This is a genomic window from Marinomonas aquiplantarum (genome assembly GCF_003314975.1).
GTDB lineage: Bacteria > Pseudomonadota > Gammaproteobacteria > Pseudomonadales > Marinomonadaceae > Marinomonas > Marinomonas aquiplantarum.
In genome coordinates, this window is sequence record NZ_QNRF01000009.1 from 71040 (window position 1) to 90071 (window position 19032).

The window sequence follows — 19032 nt, forward strand, 5'->3', positions numbered from 1 at the left end:
TTAATTTAAAGCGTCGTAAAAGCTCCACCTTTTGCCAAAGCCCTTTGGTAACTCGGTTGCTTTTCCACCTCAGACAAAAATTTGCGGATGTTAGGGTAAGAAGATAAGTCCATTCGAGTACTGGAAGCTTGTAATGGAAAGCTCATTTGAATATCCGCCGCCGTTAGTCCCTCTCCAGCAAACCAGGTTCGATCAGCAAGTGTCGCTTCGATTAGCTCTATCTGTGGCTGTAGACGAGGCTGAATAAATTTCTGAATGACTTTATCTGTCAGTGCTTTGGCAATCGGCTTTATAAAAAAAGGCATGGGATTTTTTGGCACTTTGGTCATCACCAACTTCATGACCAGCAACGGCATTAACGAACCTTCAGCAAAGTGCAACCAATATCGATAGTCTAGTAACGCTTGCCCTTCAGTTGGTCGGAGGCGGTTACCCTCATCGTATTGATCCAATAAATATTCAATGATAGCGCCCGACTCAGCAATGGTATTATCGCCATCGGTCAAAATCGGCGCTTTCCCCAAAGGGTGTATTTCTTTAAGAGAATCAGGTGCTGAAGCGGTGTTCGGGTCACGCTTATATTCAATGATCTCATAAGCTAAATTGAGCTCTTCGAGCAACCATAAAATACGTTGTGAACGGGAATTTTCTAGATGATGAACTTGAATCATAACGGCCTCCTTACATGTCGATACTGCAAACGTACCACAGGCACAGGAGGACCAATAGTCAGAAAGTAGAAATGACAACAGTGTTGACCTTATGTTGTCATTTCAATCTGTCCAGCCGTAGCATTATTGTATAGCGGGTTTAGGTTGCCACATTATTTCAATTTCATTAGCCGGAATTGGTGGTGAAAAGAAATACCCCTGCAAACGTTTAACCCCTAACCTAGCACAAAGGTCTCTTTGAAAACTGGTTTCCACACCTTCTGCAACCGTATCAAAACCAAGGGAATGGGCAAACGAGCTAATGGCTTTCAACAAACTCGCTTCATCTTCGTGCTCAATGAAACGCACAAAAGACTTGTCAATTTTAAGGATATTAAAAGGGTACTCATTCAAATGAGACAGCGAGGAGTAACCGGTACCAAAGTCATCCAAAGCGAGCTTTACACCTAAAGCCGACATTTTATTTAACATATCGAGGGCAACGAGACTGCTTTCCAAACTGCTTTCTGTTAACTCTAATTCAATACGATCCGCCGGAATATGATAGCGTTCCAAACACTCTAAAAGAAATTCACTCAACCCCGCATCTTTTAATTGGCGTGCCGATAGATTCACAGAAATCGTGAAATTTAGGTCTTTCATACCTGGCTTATTTAACCAAATTTGGAATTGTTTGCAGGCTTCATCCATAACCCAACGCCCCAATTCATTGATGAAATGGCTTTCTTCGGCAATGGGAATAAACTCATCCGGTGGCACTAACCCCATCTCTGGATGTTGCCAGCGTATTAAGGCTTCCACACCGACTAAATCAAAGCTTTGTGAATCCACTTGTGGCTGGTAATAAAGCACAAATTCATCTCGCTCAATGGCTCGCTTCAAATCATGTTCAATTCGAATACGGCTTTCAATTTTTTGATGGAATTGCTTTGAATAATATTGTGCCTGCTTACCACCCAAGCCTTTTGAGCGATACATGGCCACATCCGCACACTTCATTAGATCAATCGCCGTTACCGCACATTCAGGATAAGTAGCCACCCCAACACTGCCTGAGATATCAATGGTTCGACCACTGTATTGAACAGGTTGAGACAGCTCAAACATGACCTCATCAACTAAGCAGCGAACATGATTAAGGTGTTCAAAATGATTGAGTAAAATCGCGAATTCATCTCCACCAAGGCGACATATTTTATCTCCGATACCCAAAACACCTCGCAACCGAGACGCCACTTTTTTCAGCACCTCATCACCAACGACATGCCCAAGTGAATCATTAATGTGTTTAAATTTATCTAAGTCCATTAACAACAAGGCAATCTTGCGACCATCAAGCTGCGCTTGGGTAATGAGGTCTTTTAACGCGGCATCAAAAAAATAGCGATTACTTAAACCAGTTAAACTATCTTGCTCTGCCAGATTTCTCAGTTGCTCGTGACTTTCTCTAACCTGCCTTTCTAAATTACTCCGCTCCGCTGCGATGAGAATGGCGCGTTTCAGCCTTGAAGCATTAATTTCACTCTTCATAATGAAGTCTTGTGCGCCAGCTTCCACACACTGCAGAGCAAGTTCTTCATCGCTACTGTGACTTAACATAACAATAGCGGACGAAAAATTTTCAGTACCTCTTAGCTCTCGTAATACTTCAATACCATTTTGCGATGGCAACTGATAATCCAACAAAATAATGTCGTAATACTTTTTATTAGCGAAATGAATTCCCTCACCGGCAGAATGAGCTTGATCGACGCTGCTTAAAGGCAAATCTGAACGTCTTAATGTTCTAATCGCCGCCATTCGATCAACAGCGTCATCATCAATAATCAATAGATTCATACTTCCCTCTGATTCAATTTATCTTGGCAATTCTACTAACTGCCAATATTTCACTAATAGATCTGACAAAGACTGGAAACCTTGTCCTAAACTGGTTTTACTAAAATAACCGGCCACGTTAAGACGATAAGAAGCGGCCACTTCACTTGGTCTATTTGACGTGGTTAGAACAAACACTGGGAGATCTTGTAACGACTCGTCTTGCCTTACTCTTTCTAACATTTCAAGGCCTCCCATTCGAGGCATGTTTAAATCTAATAAGGTGATAAAAGGACGTTTCGACTTATTTGCATAGAGCCACTCCAACGCCTCAATGCCATCTTTCACTCGGTGTAGTGAGTAGCTACATTCAAGCTGACAAAGCGCTCTTTCAACGACCATAGCATCCACATCATCGTCTTCAATCAATAACACATTAAACTCAGCTTGATTCATTTATTTCTCTCTTAGCGCGGCTTCAAATGGCCACTCAAACTCAAAACAGGTTCCTCTATCACCATTCGATGAAATCTGATAATGACAGTCGTAGCGGTCGAGTATTTTCTTCACCATCGACAAGCCTAAACCGCTGCTTTCCACTTCGTCTCTAGGCTTTAACGTTTTGAACAATTCAAACACTTGCTCTTGGAACTGTGTTGGAATACCTGGGCCATCATCGATCACACAAATTTGATAATGATCAGACTGTTTTTGCGCTTTAAACTGTATGTTACCTTGGCCTTTATCATGATGCTTTATTGCATTCGACAATAAATTTCTTAACACCAGTTCAAGCGGTACCGCTAAGGTATTCAATTCACCGACATTATCTTCACAGTCAAAAGCAAACGCCTCATTGGCATTAATCAAAGAAAACAACTCTGTTACCCGTGTTCCCAAATGAAACTGTTCAAAAGTATTCTTTTCACGACCAATTCGAGAGTAACTTAACAAGGCATCAAGCAGCTTTTCTAAGCGCTGAATTCGCCCTTGCAATAAATCCATAAACTCACGAGTTTGACTGGAGAAGTTTTCTCTTAGATCTTCTTCAATCCACTGGGCTAATTGGCTAATCCCGCGTAATGGCGCTTTCAAATCATGTGATGCCACAAACGCAAACTGATCTAAATCTTTATTGGCTTCCTCTAACTCTTGATTGCGCAACTGCAAGTCTTCATGAGCGATTTCCAACTCTTCTTTTTGCAGTTTTAAGTCCTGTGTTACTTTATCAGCATAAGACACAGCACGATGATTTGCCCGAGAAAGTAGGATAAAAATAATTAATAAGAGAGAATCAATTACAATCCCACCAGCAAGAATGATCCAGGGTTGATTCTGAGTGTTTTGCGCTCGAAATAGGCTCGATGATTGCACCGTAAACAACCAATCTCTGCCATACATATTGATTTCTATTTGCTTAGAAAACAGCGGAGCATCATCATAATTTTCTGAGCTTTGATTCAGTTCGCTGTATAGTACTTCACCGCCATCATGGATACTAAAATTCACCTGACGATTACTGTTCTCCAGCACGCCTCCCATCAATTTTTTCATGATAAAAGGCGAGTAAACCAAACCAAGAAAGTCTCCTTCTTGATCGCCATATAAATGATTGCTCTGACGATCGCCATACCAAGGAGCGTAGAATAAAAACCCTGGCGTTTTCTTCGCATCTTGGACGAGAGTGATTGGACCCGTAATACTGGCTTTGCCGGTATCTCTGGCTTTTTTAGCAGCACTGTAACGGTTGATCTCATGTGCCATGTCCAAACCGACCGCGGCCTGATTACTCATCTGTGGTTCAATATAGGTAATCGGCCAATATTCGTTTTGGGTATGTGCAGGATGTAAAGCATAATCAGGCGTGGTTTCACGTTGCCAAGCAAGATAGGAATCAAGTTTGTCTGGCTCTAAATAATGAATAACACCAATGCCGTTAATACCAGGAAAGCGACTTTCTACATTTAAGCTATTTGCAAAAATTCGCCAATCTGAACGCGTCATGTGATGTGGCATGGTATGAAGCGCTGCAACGCCAGCCCACAAGGCCTCTTCATATTTCTCCATGCGCTCTTGCACCAAACTCACAATTTGCTCCGCCTGAAACTCAAATTGCGCCTTAGTCTTTTGTTCTGCTTGCTGATGACTAAAATACCAAGCGCCCAATGTCAGCAATAATGACAAGCTAATAACGGCCCAATGACTCCAGTGAAATCCGTTAAAGGAGCTTCCCTTTTGATCTTGCATAATAATGTTTTCTTCCTAAAATTTAATTTTCCCACACTTCGCTTATACACATTATTGGCGACAACATCTCAACCCAACGCCTAAGCTTAGAAGTGATAACCTTTCTTAAATAGCATAGCGAAAAGGCATTTTATTGAGAGTCAAATCATGTTTATTTTTGTCACTATTCCTGCTCGCAGAGCGCATTCTAGATACAAACAAAAACAAAGATGAGCTTTGCTGTGCAAATTTGAAGCTCCCACTTCATTACACGGATCCAGCTTACTGTTGGGGTATGAATTTCATTTAACAAAAAACAGCAAAAAAGTATCACTTCAAGTCAAGTCAATACACTAACAACAAGCTTCCTATTTTTTTGCACAATTATGAGTGTAATTTGTATTACATCACGCTACCTATGGAAAAAAAGGGCTGCTATAGTTCGTCGCTGCTCATTGACGACAATTAAAGTTATTAATAGAACAAAGATAAAAGCTTTTAACTATTAATATAGTATCTATATAGATACTTTCCTGCGGTCTTGTTTACGCTCTAACGTTTTAAAAAAAGAGCGAATTTCATAAAACACGAACACTAGCATTCCTGACTTAGCATCTTCAGCGATACTCATGTTCTGCAAATTGCTTTAATTTGACCCTTTTTGAAACCACACAAGCTCAATTCAGAGAAAGGTCCGTTTTTAAAACGATATTGACCCACTGTCGACCTGGCCCAGTAAACAAAACCTATGAGCAAACAGACAACCACGATTAATCCTTGAAAATTAAAGAGATAAAAATATGAATTTCAAGCAACTGGATAATGTCAGTGAAGAACAACTGCCTATAGCAAAACATAAGCGACACGGTTGGAAACACTTTTTAGGCTTATACGCAGGTGAACACGTTGCAGCTACCGAGTTTGTCATTGGTGCCACGTTTGTCGCACTTGGTGCTAAAACAATGGATATTTTGCTAGGTCTACTCATTGGTAATTTATTAGCAATCTTAAGCTGGACTTTAATTACCGCACCAATCGCAACCCAAACCCGCTTGAGCTTGTACACCTACCTACATAAAATTGCCGGTGACTCGATGACTAAGCTCTATAACTGGGCTAATGTCATTATTTTCACCGTCATTTCCGCCGCCATGATAACGGTTTCAAGTACTGCTGTTCGTTATTTATTTAACATTCCCGCGCAACTCAATTGGTATCCAACAAATCTCTGGTTTGTCTGTGTGGTGTTGTTTGTCGGCATAGTAGTTGTATTTGTTGCTATGTACGGTTTTAAAGCCGTATCTGAATTTTCCAGCATTTGCGGCCCTTGGCTATTTGTCATGTTCATATCCGGCGCTCTTGTCATCATGCCAGCTCTGGCCGACTCTGTATTAGGTACAACCAGCCTATCCAGCTTTACAGACTTTATTACCATAGGGGATCAATCTATCTGGACGGGCATCAATGCCCAAGGTGAGCCAGGTATCGGTCTAGTCGAAGTTATTGGCTTTGCTTGGGCAGCCAACACCATTACACATTTTGGCTTGATTGATATGGCATTATTACGCTACGCCAAAAAACCTATTTACGGCTTAGCCACCAGTTCAGGCATGCTATTTGGGCATTTTGTTGCTTGGGTATCGGCTGGCATCATGGGCGCAGGTACGGCCGTACTTGTTAAAAAGTCAATTACCGAACTTGACCCTGGTGATGTGGCCTTTCAAGCACTTGGGTTATCCGGGTTTGTGATTGTCATTATCGCAGGTTGGACTACGGCTAATGCAAACCTATATCGTGCTGGATTAGCTGCTCAAGCTATTTTTAAACAACGCTCTCGAAAACAAACAACGCTCGCGGTTGGTCTAGTTACTATTCTCGTTGCTTGTTTTCCTTTTGTGTTCAGTAAAATGCTCCCTCTACTGACTTACGCAGGACTGCTAGTGGTACCTGTCGGTGCTATCGTGTTCGCAGAACACATTATCTTCCCCAAAATAGGCTACAGCCGCTATTGGGCAAGTTACCAAAAATTGACTCACAGTCGCCCTGCCGTGACTGCATGGGGAGTCGGTTTGATATTTGGGTTTGGCTTAAATTCACTAAACATCATGTCGTTCTACTATCTCTTTTTACCCACTTGGTGCGTCACTATTGTCATTTATACATTACTGGCAAAGCGTCATGGTGCTGATAAAACCTACCCTGTAGAGCAAGCTGAAATGGAAAAATACGACGCTTTAGTCGAAGATTACCAAGCCAAACAAGCGCAACAAGAGAGTCCTTCGGTAGAAGATCAACGTACGCTTTCCAAAGCCTTAACCGCCATCTCTTGGATCAGTCTTGCCATCACGTTAATACTGGCCTGCATTACCATGTTTTCCAGTCCTGATGTGAACACCTATCAACAAAACCGAGATGCCTTCTTTTTCTACGGCTTCACCTGCACCGTCATTTACTTTGTCACGGCATATTGGTCATTACGCCGTCGTAAAGCGCTGCAAGCTTAACCCTATATCGAGATGTATTAATGACAAACGTACCACTAAATCAACAAACTCTTTCGTCTTTGCCTGACGCTATTGCTCTTCCTAACTACGACAGAGCACAATTAAAGGCCGGCATTGTTCACATTGGAGTAGGTGGTTTTCACCGCTCTCATGAAGCTTTTTATACCGACCAGCTACTTAATCAAAGCCAGACGTTAGATTGGGGAATTTGCGGCATTGGACTTAGAGAGGCAGATCGTCAAATCGCTACAGCCTTAGCCCAGCAAGACTACCTCTACACCCTAATAGAAAAGCACTCTAATGGCGAAGTAAAACATCGTGTTATTGGTGCCATTATTGACTTTATTTTAGCCATTGATGATGCTCCTGCTGCGATTGATAAAATGGCGCATGAAGACACCAAAATTGTGTCATTAACCATTACTGAAGGGGGCTATTATTTCAATCTAGCAAGTAATGAATTTGATCTGTCTCATCCAGATGTGCAACACGATCTAAATAATCCAAACGCCCCCAAAATGGTATTCGGCTTTTTAACCGCTGCTTTGAGAAAAAGACGCTCTGCAGGGCTTCCAGCGTTTACAATTCAGTCCTGTGACAATATTCAACACAATGGCGACATGACCAAAAAAATGCTGCTGGCGTTTGTTCAGCAGCAAGACGCCGATCTAGCAGACTGGATTGAGCAAGAGGTCAAATTCCCCAATGCAATGGTTGATAGAATCACGCCTGTCACTACTCGTGAAGACATTGACGAACTTTCAAATGCAGGTGTTACAGACGCGTGGCCGGTAGTATGTGAGTCATTCCATCAATGGGTGATTGAGGATGAATTCTCTAATGGGCGCCCTGCATGGGAGCACACTGGTGCACATTTTGTCAGTGATGTAACTCCCTATGAAACCATGAAGATTCGTCTCTTAAACGCAGGGCATTCGGTTTTGGGACTACTAGGTTCGATTCATGGTCACCAAACCATTGATGGTTGTGTTGCGGACCCTCTTTTTGCAAGCTACCTAAGACGATTCATGGATATTGAAGCGACTCCTGTATTAGACCCAGTAGAGGGTATTGACCTTGAAGACTACAAAGACACCCTAATTCAGCGCTTTAGCAATCCAAATGTGAAAGATCACTTATCTCGTATTTGCCTAGAAAGTTCTTCTAAATTGCCCAAGTTTTTGATTTCAACGATCAATGAAAACTTAGCCAATGGTGGCAGTATCCGCTACGCCACCTTGGTCATCGCAGCATGGTGTTATTATTCTGACAAAGGCACGGACCAAACAGGACAAGTACTAGACATTATTGACGAGATGAAAGAAGAGCTTCATCAAGCCGCAACCAACTCGAAAACAGACCCATTGGCTTTTTTAAAGCTACATGATGTGTTTGGTGATTTAGTAAAAGAGTCCTCTTTTACAGCTGAATATAAAGAGATGCTAGAGACTTTATATCAAACGTCTAATATCGCCACACAAATGCAAAGCCTTATGGCAGAGCATTAAAACAAGCTAGTGAATACCAGCATTAAATGTCGATAAATCGAGAGCCATAGCTTTACGAAAAGTAACTGTGGCTCTTATCCCCCACAGAAAGTAGAATGAGTCTCATTCATAAATTTATAGAGTCATTCTACTGTCACAATGAAAGAAACTATTCAGGTAACCTCATTAGCCCCCAATGAAGCTTTGTCTCCCTTCATCGAAAGCTATTGGATGATTCGCAACCCCAGTGATCAGGATGAAGAACTGGTCACCTTTCCTGATGGCGGTATTGATGTCTATTTTTTCAGTAACAATGAGTTTCCTTTGCATGTTTCTTTAGTAGGACTGGAAACACAGAAGCAACAAGGCATCATGCCAAAACAGTCAGTATTAATGGGAGTCCGACTGAACCTATTAGCGGTGGAATATTTATTAAAAAGATCCGTTGCTGACATTCTCAATGATCGCACCAGCTTAACTCCGGGTTACGCTGGCATAGAGCAAGAAGACCTTGAGGATTTTAATGATTTTTGTGGCAAGCTGGGACACTACTTCACCTCACAGCTAGATCATGCAATAGACTCCCGAAAGCGCATCATGTCTGATTTAATCTATCAGACAAATGGCTCTATCACCGTTAACGAGATCGCTCAATCAGCCAATTGGAGCAGCCGTCAAATCAACCGCTATTTCAATAAATGGCTAGGACTACCCCTTAAAAACTATTGTGACATATTACGCTTTCGACACAGTTTTGACTCATTAAAAGCCGGAGAACTTTTTCCAGACAGAGGCTTTAATGATCAATCCCACTACATTCGATTTACTCGTAAATACGCCAGTCTTACTCCCAAACAACTTGCTCATGATAAAAGTGACCGATTTATACAATTATCTTCTTAGCAAGCCTCTTATCATCTTTTTGCTTGTATCAAATATAACGAGATGCGTTCAAACAAAGGATGAAAGCCACCACCTTCAGACTGCACGCATCTCACAAACCTCCCTTTTAAACGTGTTAGAATGTGTCAAAATCACAGATTACTATTGATAATCATTAACACTAGCATTGTGATTAATTTCTTAGGGAGAAACGCTACTGGAGAAAACGATGAAAATAAAATTATTCCCATATACCAGCTCCCTACTCTGCTGCTCAGTCATACTACCCAGCGCCGCTTTAGCCGAAGCAAATGAAGACGTATTCCGTCTTTCCCCCATACTCATCAATAGCCAAGCCGAAGAGGCTGATGATGACAGCGAGTCCGTAGTCGCGACAGAGCTTTGGGTTGGCGGCAAAGTCGCCACCAGCATTCAAGACACACCAGCGTCGGTCTCCGTCATCACAGAAAAAGAAATTCAGCAGCGCGGCGCGTCAACGACAGAAGAAGTTCTGCAATATACGCCAGGAACCGTAACAGGCTACTATGGGGCAGACGATCGTACCGATTTCTATCAAATTCGAGGCTTTAACGCTTCCACTTATCGTGACGGTTTATATCTTGGTTCTCTGTTCGATGTACGCGAAGAGCCCTTTGCATATGAACGAGTTGAAGTGATCCGCGGTGCCAACTCAACCTTATTCGGCCCTGCAGAACCGGGTGGCTCCATCAATTTCGTCAGTAAAACACCAAAATTTGATGAATTTTCCAGCGTCTATCTAACCTATGGTTCTCATGACCATAAAGAAGTTGGGCTTGATGTGAACAGAGCTTTGGACGAGAGTGACACCCTAGCTTATCGCTTAACAGCTAAGGTAAAAGACAGTGACCGAGAGTACGACTACTCAAAAGACGATTCTCAGTTTGTTATGGGCGGCTTAACTTGGCAACCAAACAACAAAACCAGTGCAACGCTCCTAGTTGATTACCTAAATACAGATGCCAGCGCCAATAGTAGCGGCGCACCGTTTGATAAAGAGTACGACAGAAGCACGTTCTTTGGAGAACCAGACTTTAACTATCAAGATGTAGAACGCACTAACATCAGTGCACAGATCAATCATAGCCTGGATAATGGCCTTAAAGTATCTTCCAACCTCAGATACACAGATTCAACAAACCGATATGGTTACACATACATCTCGGATTCCAATGATCGAGTAGGCGATACAGTAAGTCGTGGTTTCATTGCAACAGACACGGCAATAAAGCAATTTAGCGGTAACTTGTTAGGTCAATACGACATCACCTTTGATCGTCTCGACAGCAGCACAGTATTTGGTATTGAATACCAAAATTCTAGCAAGACGGAGAACAGCGCTTGGGGGACCGCGACCAGTATCGATGTCAATAATATTGTCTATTCTGGCGCACCAAGCGTTCTAACCCCTTACGCCGATAAAAAAACCGACTATCAGACACAAGCCGCTCTATTACAGCAAAATTTGGCCTGGGATGATAAATACATCCTTTCCATCGGCGCTCGACACGATGACATTGAGGTTTCAGAAGACGATTATCATAATAATACTGACACCAAGAGTGACTTTTCTGAAAACACCTTCCGTTCGGCCTTAACCTACAGATTCAGCGACCAAGTTTCAGCCTACATAAGTCAAGTAGAATCCGTTTCGCCACCATCTGTAGGCACAGAAATAGTGCGTGGTGACCAAACTGAAATAGGCGCAAAATTTTCACCTAGCGATATCAACGCCATTTTTTCTGTGGCAATTTATGACCTTCAAAAAAGTAATGTCAACATCGCGGTTGCGCAAGACGATGGTTCAATTGACCGTGAAGTGATCGGCAAAAATCGCGTCAAAGGTGTTGATTTAGAAATGAGAGCAGAACTGACAGATAGCGTGAGTCTTTCTGGAGGCTATTCTTATATGGATTCTAAAGTCACCGAAGACGACTCTTATGAAGGCAACGATTTCGCAACCACACCGCAGCATTCCGCTTCCCTGTGGGGACATTACATCTTACCACGTCAAGATATGTCCATCGGATTGGGCGCACGCTATGTTGGCTCATACTACTTTAACGCTGCTAATAGCAAAAAAAGTGAGGCGGCGGTGACCTTTGATGCATCGTTAAACTACGACATCACTCCAGTGACACAACTTGCCATGAACATCAGCAACCTATTGGATGATCAACACGTTGTTGGATCTGGTACTGCAGATTTTTACAATCGAGGCCGTGACATCACCATGACTTTAAACCACGCTTGGTAAACACGAGCCTTAATCGAAAACACATCCCCTTTAAGCCAGAACAGGCCCTGTTCTGGCTTTTTTTACAGCAAATAAAGCGATTAAAGAAACCCTCATTCATTTCTCATCTCATGCACCAAATAATGTTAAACACGGTCATCTAATCTTTCGACTATCATAATGTATCAGCCCATTTATTAATGGGCTGATACAACATGAATGGAAGGTATTGATAGCTTTTAGAAGGGGTAATGCTGTTTTGGATCTTCTACTGTAATCCAACGTGAATCGGTAAATTCTGCTATCCCCGCTCTCCCACCAAAACGACCATACCCAGAATCACTAACGCCACCAAATGGCATCTGAGGCTCATCGCCTACGGTGGGTCCATTGATATGACAAATACCACTGTTTATGGCATTCGCACAGGCGAGCGCACGGTTGATATCCTGTGAAAATAGCGCCGCTGATAATCCATACTCACTGTCATTGGCGACCTTAATCGCTTCTTCATCCCCATTGACGCGAATGATGGATTTCACCGGCCCAAAACTTTCTTCTGTATAGATGCGCATCGATTGATTAACACCATCCAATAGAGTTGCAGAGAACATGGCACCATCGTTTTCACCGCCACATACCAACTTAGCCCCTTTTGAAACCGCATCGTCGATTAATGCCTGCATTTTATCAGACACTTCCGGATTGACGAGAGAACCTAACACCACAGCTTCTCTGGGGTTTCCCCATGGTAATGTCGATGCACGAGCCACTAATTTCGCGACAAAATCGTCAGCAATACTGGCATCGACAATAACACGCTCAGTGGACATACAGATTTGCCCTTGGTTCATGAACGCACCAAAAATAGCGGCATTAACCGCTCCCTCTATGTCCGCATCCGATAAGACAACAAGAGGCGCTTTACCACCGAGCTCTAACAAAGCGGGTTTCAAGTTTTCACCAGCAAGACGGCCAATAATACGACCAACCGGACTCGACCCAGTGAAATTAACATGGCGTACTTCTGGTGCCTCAATTAACGCTTTAACAATGCTTGCCGCCTCACTTGGATCATTCGAAAGAAGATTGACAACACCGGCAGGAAATCCAGCTTCTAAGAAGCAGTCGATAATCAAACGATGGGTAAGAGGACAAAATTCTGAACTTTTTAGAATGACTGTATTTCCGCATGCCAAAGGAGTTGCAATGGCTCTAGCCCCTAGAATAATAGGGGCATTCCATGGAGCGATGGCCAAGCAAACACCTTTGGGTTTATTTACCGACATAGCTAACGTACCAGGTTTGTTAGATGGGATGACTTCGCCTCCCATTTGTGTGGTCAAGGCGGCGGCTTCACGAATGTGCCCTGCAGCTAACATTACGTTAAAACCAGCCCAAGGCCCTGTCGCTCCCGTTTCGGTGATCATAGCAGCAATAAATTCATCTTGCTTAGCCTCCATAATATCGGCGGCTTTATTCAATAGATTACGGCGTTCTGTAGGTCCTGTTTGCGCCCAGGTAGGGAAAGCCTTATTGGCAGCATTGGTAATCGTATTGACATCATCAATCGTCGCGGCGGCGGCGGTTGAAGCGATCTCTCCCGTCACTGGGTCTAAACGGTTATATTCTTTGTGGTCACTGGATGCTTGATCATTACCGCCAATGCTTAATAAAACAGTCATAGTCTTTTCCTTTTTATAAGTTCAATTCTTCAATGGTAACGGAGGCTTCTAACCCTCCATCAGTAGCAATGTTATTTCCATTTACCCAACGAGCGGCATCTGAGCAAAGGAACAAGATAACCGGTGCGATATCCGCCGCTGTACCAGCACGACCAACCCGATCTACGTCAGAATTAACACGTTGATCACCGAGTACCTGACGGAACTGTGTCAAAATAGGCGTTTCTACAGGGCCTGGTGACACGGCATTAACACGAATATGGCGAGATTTAAAAATAGCTTGGTGCGCTGCCAGCATGGTCCAAACCAAGAGTATTTCCTTGGAAATCGGGTAGCCAAGCTCATTTGGAATAGAAAAATCTTGTAACAATTGTGTTGAATCTGGGAAGCCATCTAACTTGGCGATTGCAGATGCCCGCTGGGTGTTTTGTCTCCAACCAAATCCGGCCATTGAAGCAACGTTAATAATACTTCCTCCACTGCGAATTTTGGTTGCCAGACCTTCTGATAAGGCTTTCAAACCAAAAAAATTAATCGCGAGTGTAATCGCTGCGCCACCTGTTCCAGAAACACCTGCTACATTACAAAGCGCGTCTATGCTGTCAGGCAGCGCACTGATAATTTGGTCGACACCGGCTTGGTTTGAAATATCGCCTTGTAAAAAAGTCCCTATGTTGTGAGTAGGTTTCACAACATCAATGCCGATAACGTCTGCGCCCATTTGGGCGGCCAGCTCTGCAGTACGTTGACCGATTCCACTGGCGACACCAGTCACTACGATGGTTTTACCTAATAACATAACGATCTCCTTATTTGTTTTTAGAATGGGAATCAGGTTTCAAGCCAGTCACTTGATAACCCACTGGAATCAAGGTGATACTTAAACGAGTTTCAATGACTCCCCAAATGCCTTTAGGAAAAAATAGCGAGCACAGCATAGCCACCGCGCCTAAGCCAACGAGGTACCAAACCCCAGTGGCGGCAAACCATGTTTCCACCACGAAAAACAGGAGCGCCCCTAAAATAGCGCCTTCAAATCGGCCTAACCCACCAACCAACACCATAAAGATCATGTAAGCTGTCCATTGCACTGAGAAATAGGTTTTAGGTTGAAAGGATGAAGCTTGTGCTAGCCATAAAGCACCTGCCAATGCAGTGCCAAATGCGGCAAAAATGAAGAACCATTTTTTTACCTTTTCTGCATCAACACCGATTGAGTCAGCCGCTTCTTCATTGTCTCGTATGGCTTGCATTGCAATACCGGCTTTTGAACGCAACAAGTAAAACAAGCCCAGCAATAGGCCAGACATACTCACCAATGCCGCGAAGTAAATAAGAAGGCGACGGCTTTCGATGGCGTACTGATTGAGTGCAATCAATGAAATGCCCGTTTCGCCTTGAATTAACGGATCGAGATTCACTAATAGATGCCCAATGGAAGCGAGCACCCACATGCCTATTGCAAATTCACCGGCTTTAAGGCGTAGCATAAAGGTCGAAATGGGCCAGCTTAGTAAACCAACCAGACACGCGGCGATTAGCAGAGCAACAAAAGGGGATATGGCCATGTTGGTGATGCGGATCGTGGCATACGCACCTAAACCAAAAAACAGCTGTTGACCAATCGATATCAAACCACCAAATCCAGCTAACGTATTCCACATAGCCGCCATAATGATGTAAATGAACAGCACAGTCAGGCGCTCCATGACATTATTGGAAGCAAATGATGGCAATAGAATGAGCGCAATGAAAACGGCGGCCACTACATAAAGCGTCACCTTTGAATAAGCGTTAGAACGTTTTATCTTCATGCTGTTATTTCCCCTTTGTTGCGTTTCGCGAACCAGTGCTTGAGAGTAAAAACATCACGATTGAAATAAATGCGAGCAAACAAAAAGATCAAGAACATAAAATGCCCCCCCAGCAAAAAGCCCTGAGGATGGATAAGGGCACCGATACTTTGTGCGATCGCAAGAATAATCCCACCTAAAAACACGCCCCATAGTGAGCTTGCTCCGCCAATGATGGTGGCTTCAAAGGCAAACAAGAGTTGCGGGCCGCCAGCGTAAGCATCAAAGGTGCCTCTCAACCCAAGTGCCGTTCCTGAGATCGCTACCGTCATCATCGCGATGGCGGCAGAAATACCTGCGATTTTTCGCGCATCAATGCCCACCAGCCCAGCTGTATCTGGGTCAAACGCTGTGGCTCTTATTTGACGGCCAAGTGGTGTAAATCTCAGGATAAGGTCTAGGCCACCAATGACGACAATAGCGGTTATCAAGACAATAACGGGCAGTTTACCGATCCATAAACCGAATATTTCGTAGGATTCCCAGCTTAAATCCCCAAGGTAAGGAGACAAAGAGCGAGTATTGGCACCAAATTGTTGGAACAACAGGTTATCAATCACAATAGCCAGACCAAACGTGGTTAATACAGGCAATAGCTCACCGCCTTTTGTCGCTCGCTCCAAAATTACGCGTTGTAGCAAAAGTCCGATGATTGCCATGATAGGAAGAATCATCAGTACGCTAACAAAGGGAGAAAGAGCCAATGCATCAGTGATTTCCCACACTAGGTAAGCACTCAAAATAGCCAAGGATCCATGCGCTAAATTGATGATGCGCATTACTTGGAACATAAACGCAAGCCCACAAGCGACCAAAGCATAATAGCCTCCGAGTAAAATGGCTTGAACAAGACTATTCATCATTATGACACCTCCTGTTTGCTTGATTGATGCAGCCCAAAATAAGCTTGAGTAATTTCTTCTTTATTTGTATCGCTGGTGAGTTTGTCGAGAACGACTCGGCCTTCTAGCATGCAAATCGTCCGCTTCGAAAAACGCATGGCTCGCTCTAAATCTTGCTCGACAAGTAAAATGGTTGTGCCGGCGTCTTTGAGGCTTTCCATCGAGTCGTAGACCTGATTCACCACCAGAGGAGATAACCCCAGGCTGACTTCGTCCAAAATCAGAAAGTCAGGGTTTGACATGAGTGCTCGCCCAATGGCTGTGGCTTGTTGTTCACCACCCGATAAATTCCCTGTTTTGGCATGGCGACGCTTGACCAAATTTGGAAACGTCGAAAAGATACGCTCGATATTCCAATCGCCTGAGCGTTTAACCGTGGAACCCAGTAACAAATTTTCTTCCACCGTCATATCGGAAAACAAACGACGCCCTTCTGGTACCAATGACAAGCCTTGTTGTACACGGCTACTGGATGAGGTATTCGTAATCTCTTGTTGCTTGAAGAGCAAACGGCCAGAGTGAATCGGCAACGCGCCTGCGATGGCTCTTAGCAAGGTGGATTTTCCAGCACCATTGGCACCGATAAGTGACACAACATCCCCTTTAGCAATCTCCATAGACACGCCTTGCACGGCGCGAAACTGCCCATAGCGCACATCTAGATTACTCACCGACAGCATGATCTGTTCCTCCCATATAGGCTTTCATTACCTGTTTATTGGACATCACGTCATCAGGGTGGCCTTGTGCAATGATCTGGCCACTGTCCATACAGATGAGCGTCTTCACAACCCGAAGTAAAATGTGAACAATGTGCTCTATCCAGACAATGCCAATGCCGCGCTCACGTAACGTTAAAATGGTATCAACGAGCTGCAAGGCTTCGGCATCGGTTAAACCGCCACCAATTTCATCAAGAAAAAGTAACTTTGGTTGTGTGGCTAACGCTCGAGCGAGCTCTAGTCGTTTGCGGTCTAGCAAACCAATACTGTCGGCTTCGCGGTTGGCTAATGGCAACATACCGCACAGTTTTATGGATTCGAGTGCAATGTCATAGGCCGTCTCACGGCTACTTGTGGCCGAATGAATCGCCGCCACAAAGACATTTTCAAAGACAGTGATTCCAGAAAAGGGTTTTGGAATTTGGTGTGTTCTCACCAGTCCTTGTTTTGCTCTTTCACGAGCGGGTATTCGGGTAATGTCTTTATTATTGAGTGTAATCTGGCCGCTGGTTGGAGCCTGAGCACCAGATAACACACTGAGTAAGGTCGATTTTCCTGCGCCATTGGGTCCAACGATGCCTATGGCATCGTTGGTATCCATAGAAAAATCAATCCCATTCAACACTTGCACGCTTCCGAAAGACTTATGAATCCCCGTTGCCTGTAGTTGTGAATATGGCGTTAGTATCACGTTTTGCTCCTATTTAGTGTTGTATTGAAGCAACTTGTGCGTGACAGGAACGTTTGGATCAGTGACGTTTTCGGTGATCACATAATCAAGCTTGAATTGCCCTGTGCCTTTGACCCATTGCGCGCCAATAATTGGGCCAGAGGCGACGTTCGGAACAGGACCAGAGGTGAAATCCACTTGACCACCAATCGTTGTGACATTGAGTTGACTGATGGCATCACGAACGGCAGTACGAGAAAGTGGATCATTAGCCTGTTTTAATGCTTCGGTTCCCGCGTCAAGCAGCGATAATGTAGCCCCCAGTTGTTGCGTCCATTGCTCGCCGGTTTCCGTTTCCCACATGTCTGCTAATTGCTCACCGCTTAACCCTGTTAATGGGGATGTGTATGGAAAGGTTTTATGCCAATAAGCGGCTGACGCAATTTTCGGCCCCAGCGAACCTAACACTTCAATATCAGAGGGGAATAAGCCTGTTTTAGCGATTTGAATGATTTTGATTTGGCGATGTAAACCTTGCTGCGCGGATTGTCGCCAAAACGCCGCAAAGTCAGGTGGAATCGGAAAAGAGTTAATAATATCAACGCCTTCTCGTTTAAATAAAGCTATTTGGCTAGAAAAGTCAGAGGTGCCTGTTTCATAAGCGCCTGGGTCGATGACGGTGTATCCTGCTTTTGCAAGGCGTGGGGCAAGAACAGCACGAATGGCATTGCCATCTGCATCATTAGGATACATTACGCCCACTTTTTTATTGGTATCGATGAGAGACCACTGAGAAATATACGTTTTATAAAACTCGCCAGCGCCAAAACCAAAGTGGTACGTCCATTTGAATGGACTTTCTTCACCTGGTTTTGCTCCTCGACCATAGTACCAAGCTTCCCAAGGCATAACGGTGGACATAAATGGAATGCCTGCGGCTTCACTGGCATCAGCAACAGGGTTGATGACTTCAGGAGTCGAGATTGCCAACATTAAATCGACATCTTGGTTAATTAATTCCTTTGCTAATTGCGAGGCGCGGGCTGGATCAGATTGGCTATCACGGTCAATAATTTCAACTTGATAATGTTTGCCCCCTACGGTCATGCCATTTGCTAAGGCTTGACGAGCTTGCGTTAAAACAAAGCCGTCCGTTTTACCAAAGCTGGCTAATGGGCCAGTTCTAGGACTGATGAAACCAATGCGAATAGTGTCATCATCTGCGGCCGCATAGACCTGACCAGACATCATGACGCCACCTGCAATGGCCGTACAAAACACTAATTTGGCCAAATTTGGCGCGAACGGAGCTAGTAGACTTACTTTCATAAGAACCT

At 43.9% G+C, this 19032-nt stretch carries 15 protein-coding genes; 4 read left to right on the forward strand and 11 right to left on the reverse strand.

Going from position 1 to position 19032, the window contains the following annotated elements:
- Positions 1-5: 5 nt before the first annotated feature.
- From DFP76_RS15040 to DFP76_RS15055, 4 genes are all read right to left on the reverse strand, one after another.
- Positions 6-671 (reverse strand): glutathione S-transferase, encoded by a 666-nt coding sequence (locus DFP76_RS15040; protein WP_113875427.1) that lies wholly within the window; start codon positions 669-671, stop codon positions 6-8.
- Positions 672-794: 123 nt separating this feature from the next.
- Complete coding sequence (locus DFP76_RS15045; RefSeq protein ID WP_113875428.1) at positions 795-2510, reverse strand: two-component system response regulator; 1716 nt, start codon at positions 2508-2510, stop codon at positions 795-797.
- A gap of 18 nt (positions 2511-2528) precedes the next feature.
- Entirely contained in the window at positions 2529-2945 is a 417-nt protein-coding gene (locus DFP76_RS15050; protein WP_113875429.1) for a response regulator, read from the reverse strand.
- On the reverse strand, positions 2946-4736 hold the full coding sequence (locus tag DFP76_RS15055; protein ID WP_113875430.1) for a CHASE domain-containing protein: 1791 nt from the start codon (positions 4734-4736) through the stop codon (positions 2946-2948). It abuts the gene before it with no gap.
- 779 nt (positions 4737-5515) lie between these two features.
- On the opposite strand from DFP76_RS15055, the gene DFP76_RS15060 reads away from it, so the two are divergent.
- The 4 genes from DFP76_RS15060 to DFP76_RS15075 all read left to right on the forward strand — a co-directional run bounded on the left by DFP76_RS15060 (position 5516) and on the right by DFP76_RS15075 (position 11884).
- Positions 5516-7219, forward strand: coding sequence for a purine-cytosine permease family protein (locus DFP76_RS15060; protein ID WP_113875431.1), 1704 nt, complete (start codon positions 5516-5518; stop codon positions 7217-7219).
- A gap of 20 nt (positions 7220-7239) precedes the next feature.
- The gene (locus DFP76_RS15065) at positions 7240-8727 is read left to right on the forward strand and encodes a mannitol dehydrogenase family protein (protein WP_113875432.1); all 1488 of its coding nucleotides are present in this window, start codon (positions 7240-7242) and stop codon (positions 8725-8727) included.
- A gap of 138 nt (positions 8728-8865) precedes the next feature.
- Complete coding sequence (locus DFP76_RS15070; protein ID WP_113875433.1) at positions 8866-9609, forward strand: helix-turn-helix domain-containing protein; 744 nt, start codon at positions 8866-8868, stop codon at positions 9607-9609.
- A gap of 208 nt (positions 9610-9817) precedes the next feature.
- Positions 9818-11884: a TonB-dependent siderophore receptor gene (locus tag DFP76_RS15075; protein ID WP_113875434.1), complete on the forward strand. Its 2067-nt coding sequence runs from the start codon at positions 9818-9820 to the stop codon at positions 11882-11884.
- Between the two features lie 218 nt (positions 11885-12102).
- Here DFP76_RS15075 and DFP76_RS15080 read toward each other — a convergent pair whose 3' ends face one another.
- Genes DFP76_RS15080 through DFP76_RS15110 form a run of 7 tightly spaced genes read right to left on the reverse strand, consistent with a single transcriptional unit; the run spans position 12103 to position 19024 of the window.
- On the reverse strand, positions 12103-13548 hold the full coding sequence (locus tag DFP76_RS15080; protein ID WP_113875435.1) for an aldehyde dehydrogenase: 1446 nt from the start codon (positions 13546-13548) through the stop codon (positions 12103-12105).
- A 13-nt stretch (positions 13549-13561) separates the two neighbouring features.
- Positions 13562-14347 carry a coniferyl-alcohol dehydrogenase gene (locus DFP76_RS15085; protein WP_113875436.1) on the reverse strand — a complete coding sequence of 262 codons (786 nt, stop codon included), beginning with the start codon at positions 14345-14347 and terminating at the stop codon, positions 13562-13564.
- 10 nt (positions 14348-14357) lie between these two features.
- Positions 14358-15362, reverse strand: coding sequence for a branched-chain amino acid ABC transporter permease (locus tag DFP76_RS15090; protein WP_113875437.1), 1005 nt, complete (start codon positions 15360-15362; stop codon positions 14358-14360).
- Positions 15359-16264, reverse strand: coding sequence for a branched-chain amino acid ABC transporter permease (locus DFP76_RS15095; RefSeq protein WP_113875438.1), 906 nt, complete (start codon positions 16262-16264; stop codon positions 15359-15361). Before DFP76_RS15095 ends, DFP76_RS15090 begins: the two co-directional genes overlap by 4 nt.
- Positions 16264-16983 carry an ABC transporter ATP-binding protein gene (locus tag DFP76_RS15100; protein WP_113875439.1) on the reverse strand — a complete coding sequence of 240 codons (720 nt, stop codon included), beginning with the start codon at positions 16981-16983 and terminating at the stop codon, positions 16264-16266. Before DFP76_RS15100 ends, DFP76_RS15095 begins: the two co-directional genes overlap by 1 nt.
- Complete coding sequence (locus tag DFP76_RS15105) at positions 16967-17716, reverse strand: ABC transporter ATP-binding protein (protein WP_113875440.1); 750 nt, start codon at positions 17714-17716, stop codon at positions 16967-16969. The genes DFP76_RS15100 and DFP76_RS15105 overlap by 17 nt, the downstream gene beginning before the upstream one ends.
- A gap of 9 nt (positions 17717-17725) precedes the next feature.
- Positions 17726-19024 carry an ABC transporter substrate-binding protein gene (locus tag DFP76_RS15110; RefSeq protein ID WP_113875441.1) on the reverse strand — a complete coding sequence of 433 codons (1299 nt, stop codon included), beginning with the start codon at positions 19022-19024 and terminating at the stop codon, positions 17726-17728.
- Positions 19025-19032 lie beyond the last annotated feature (8 nt).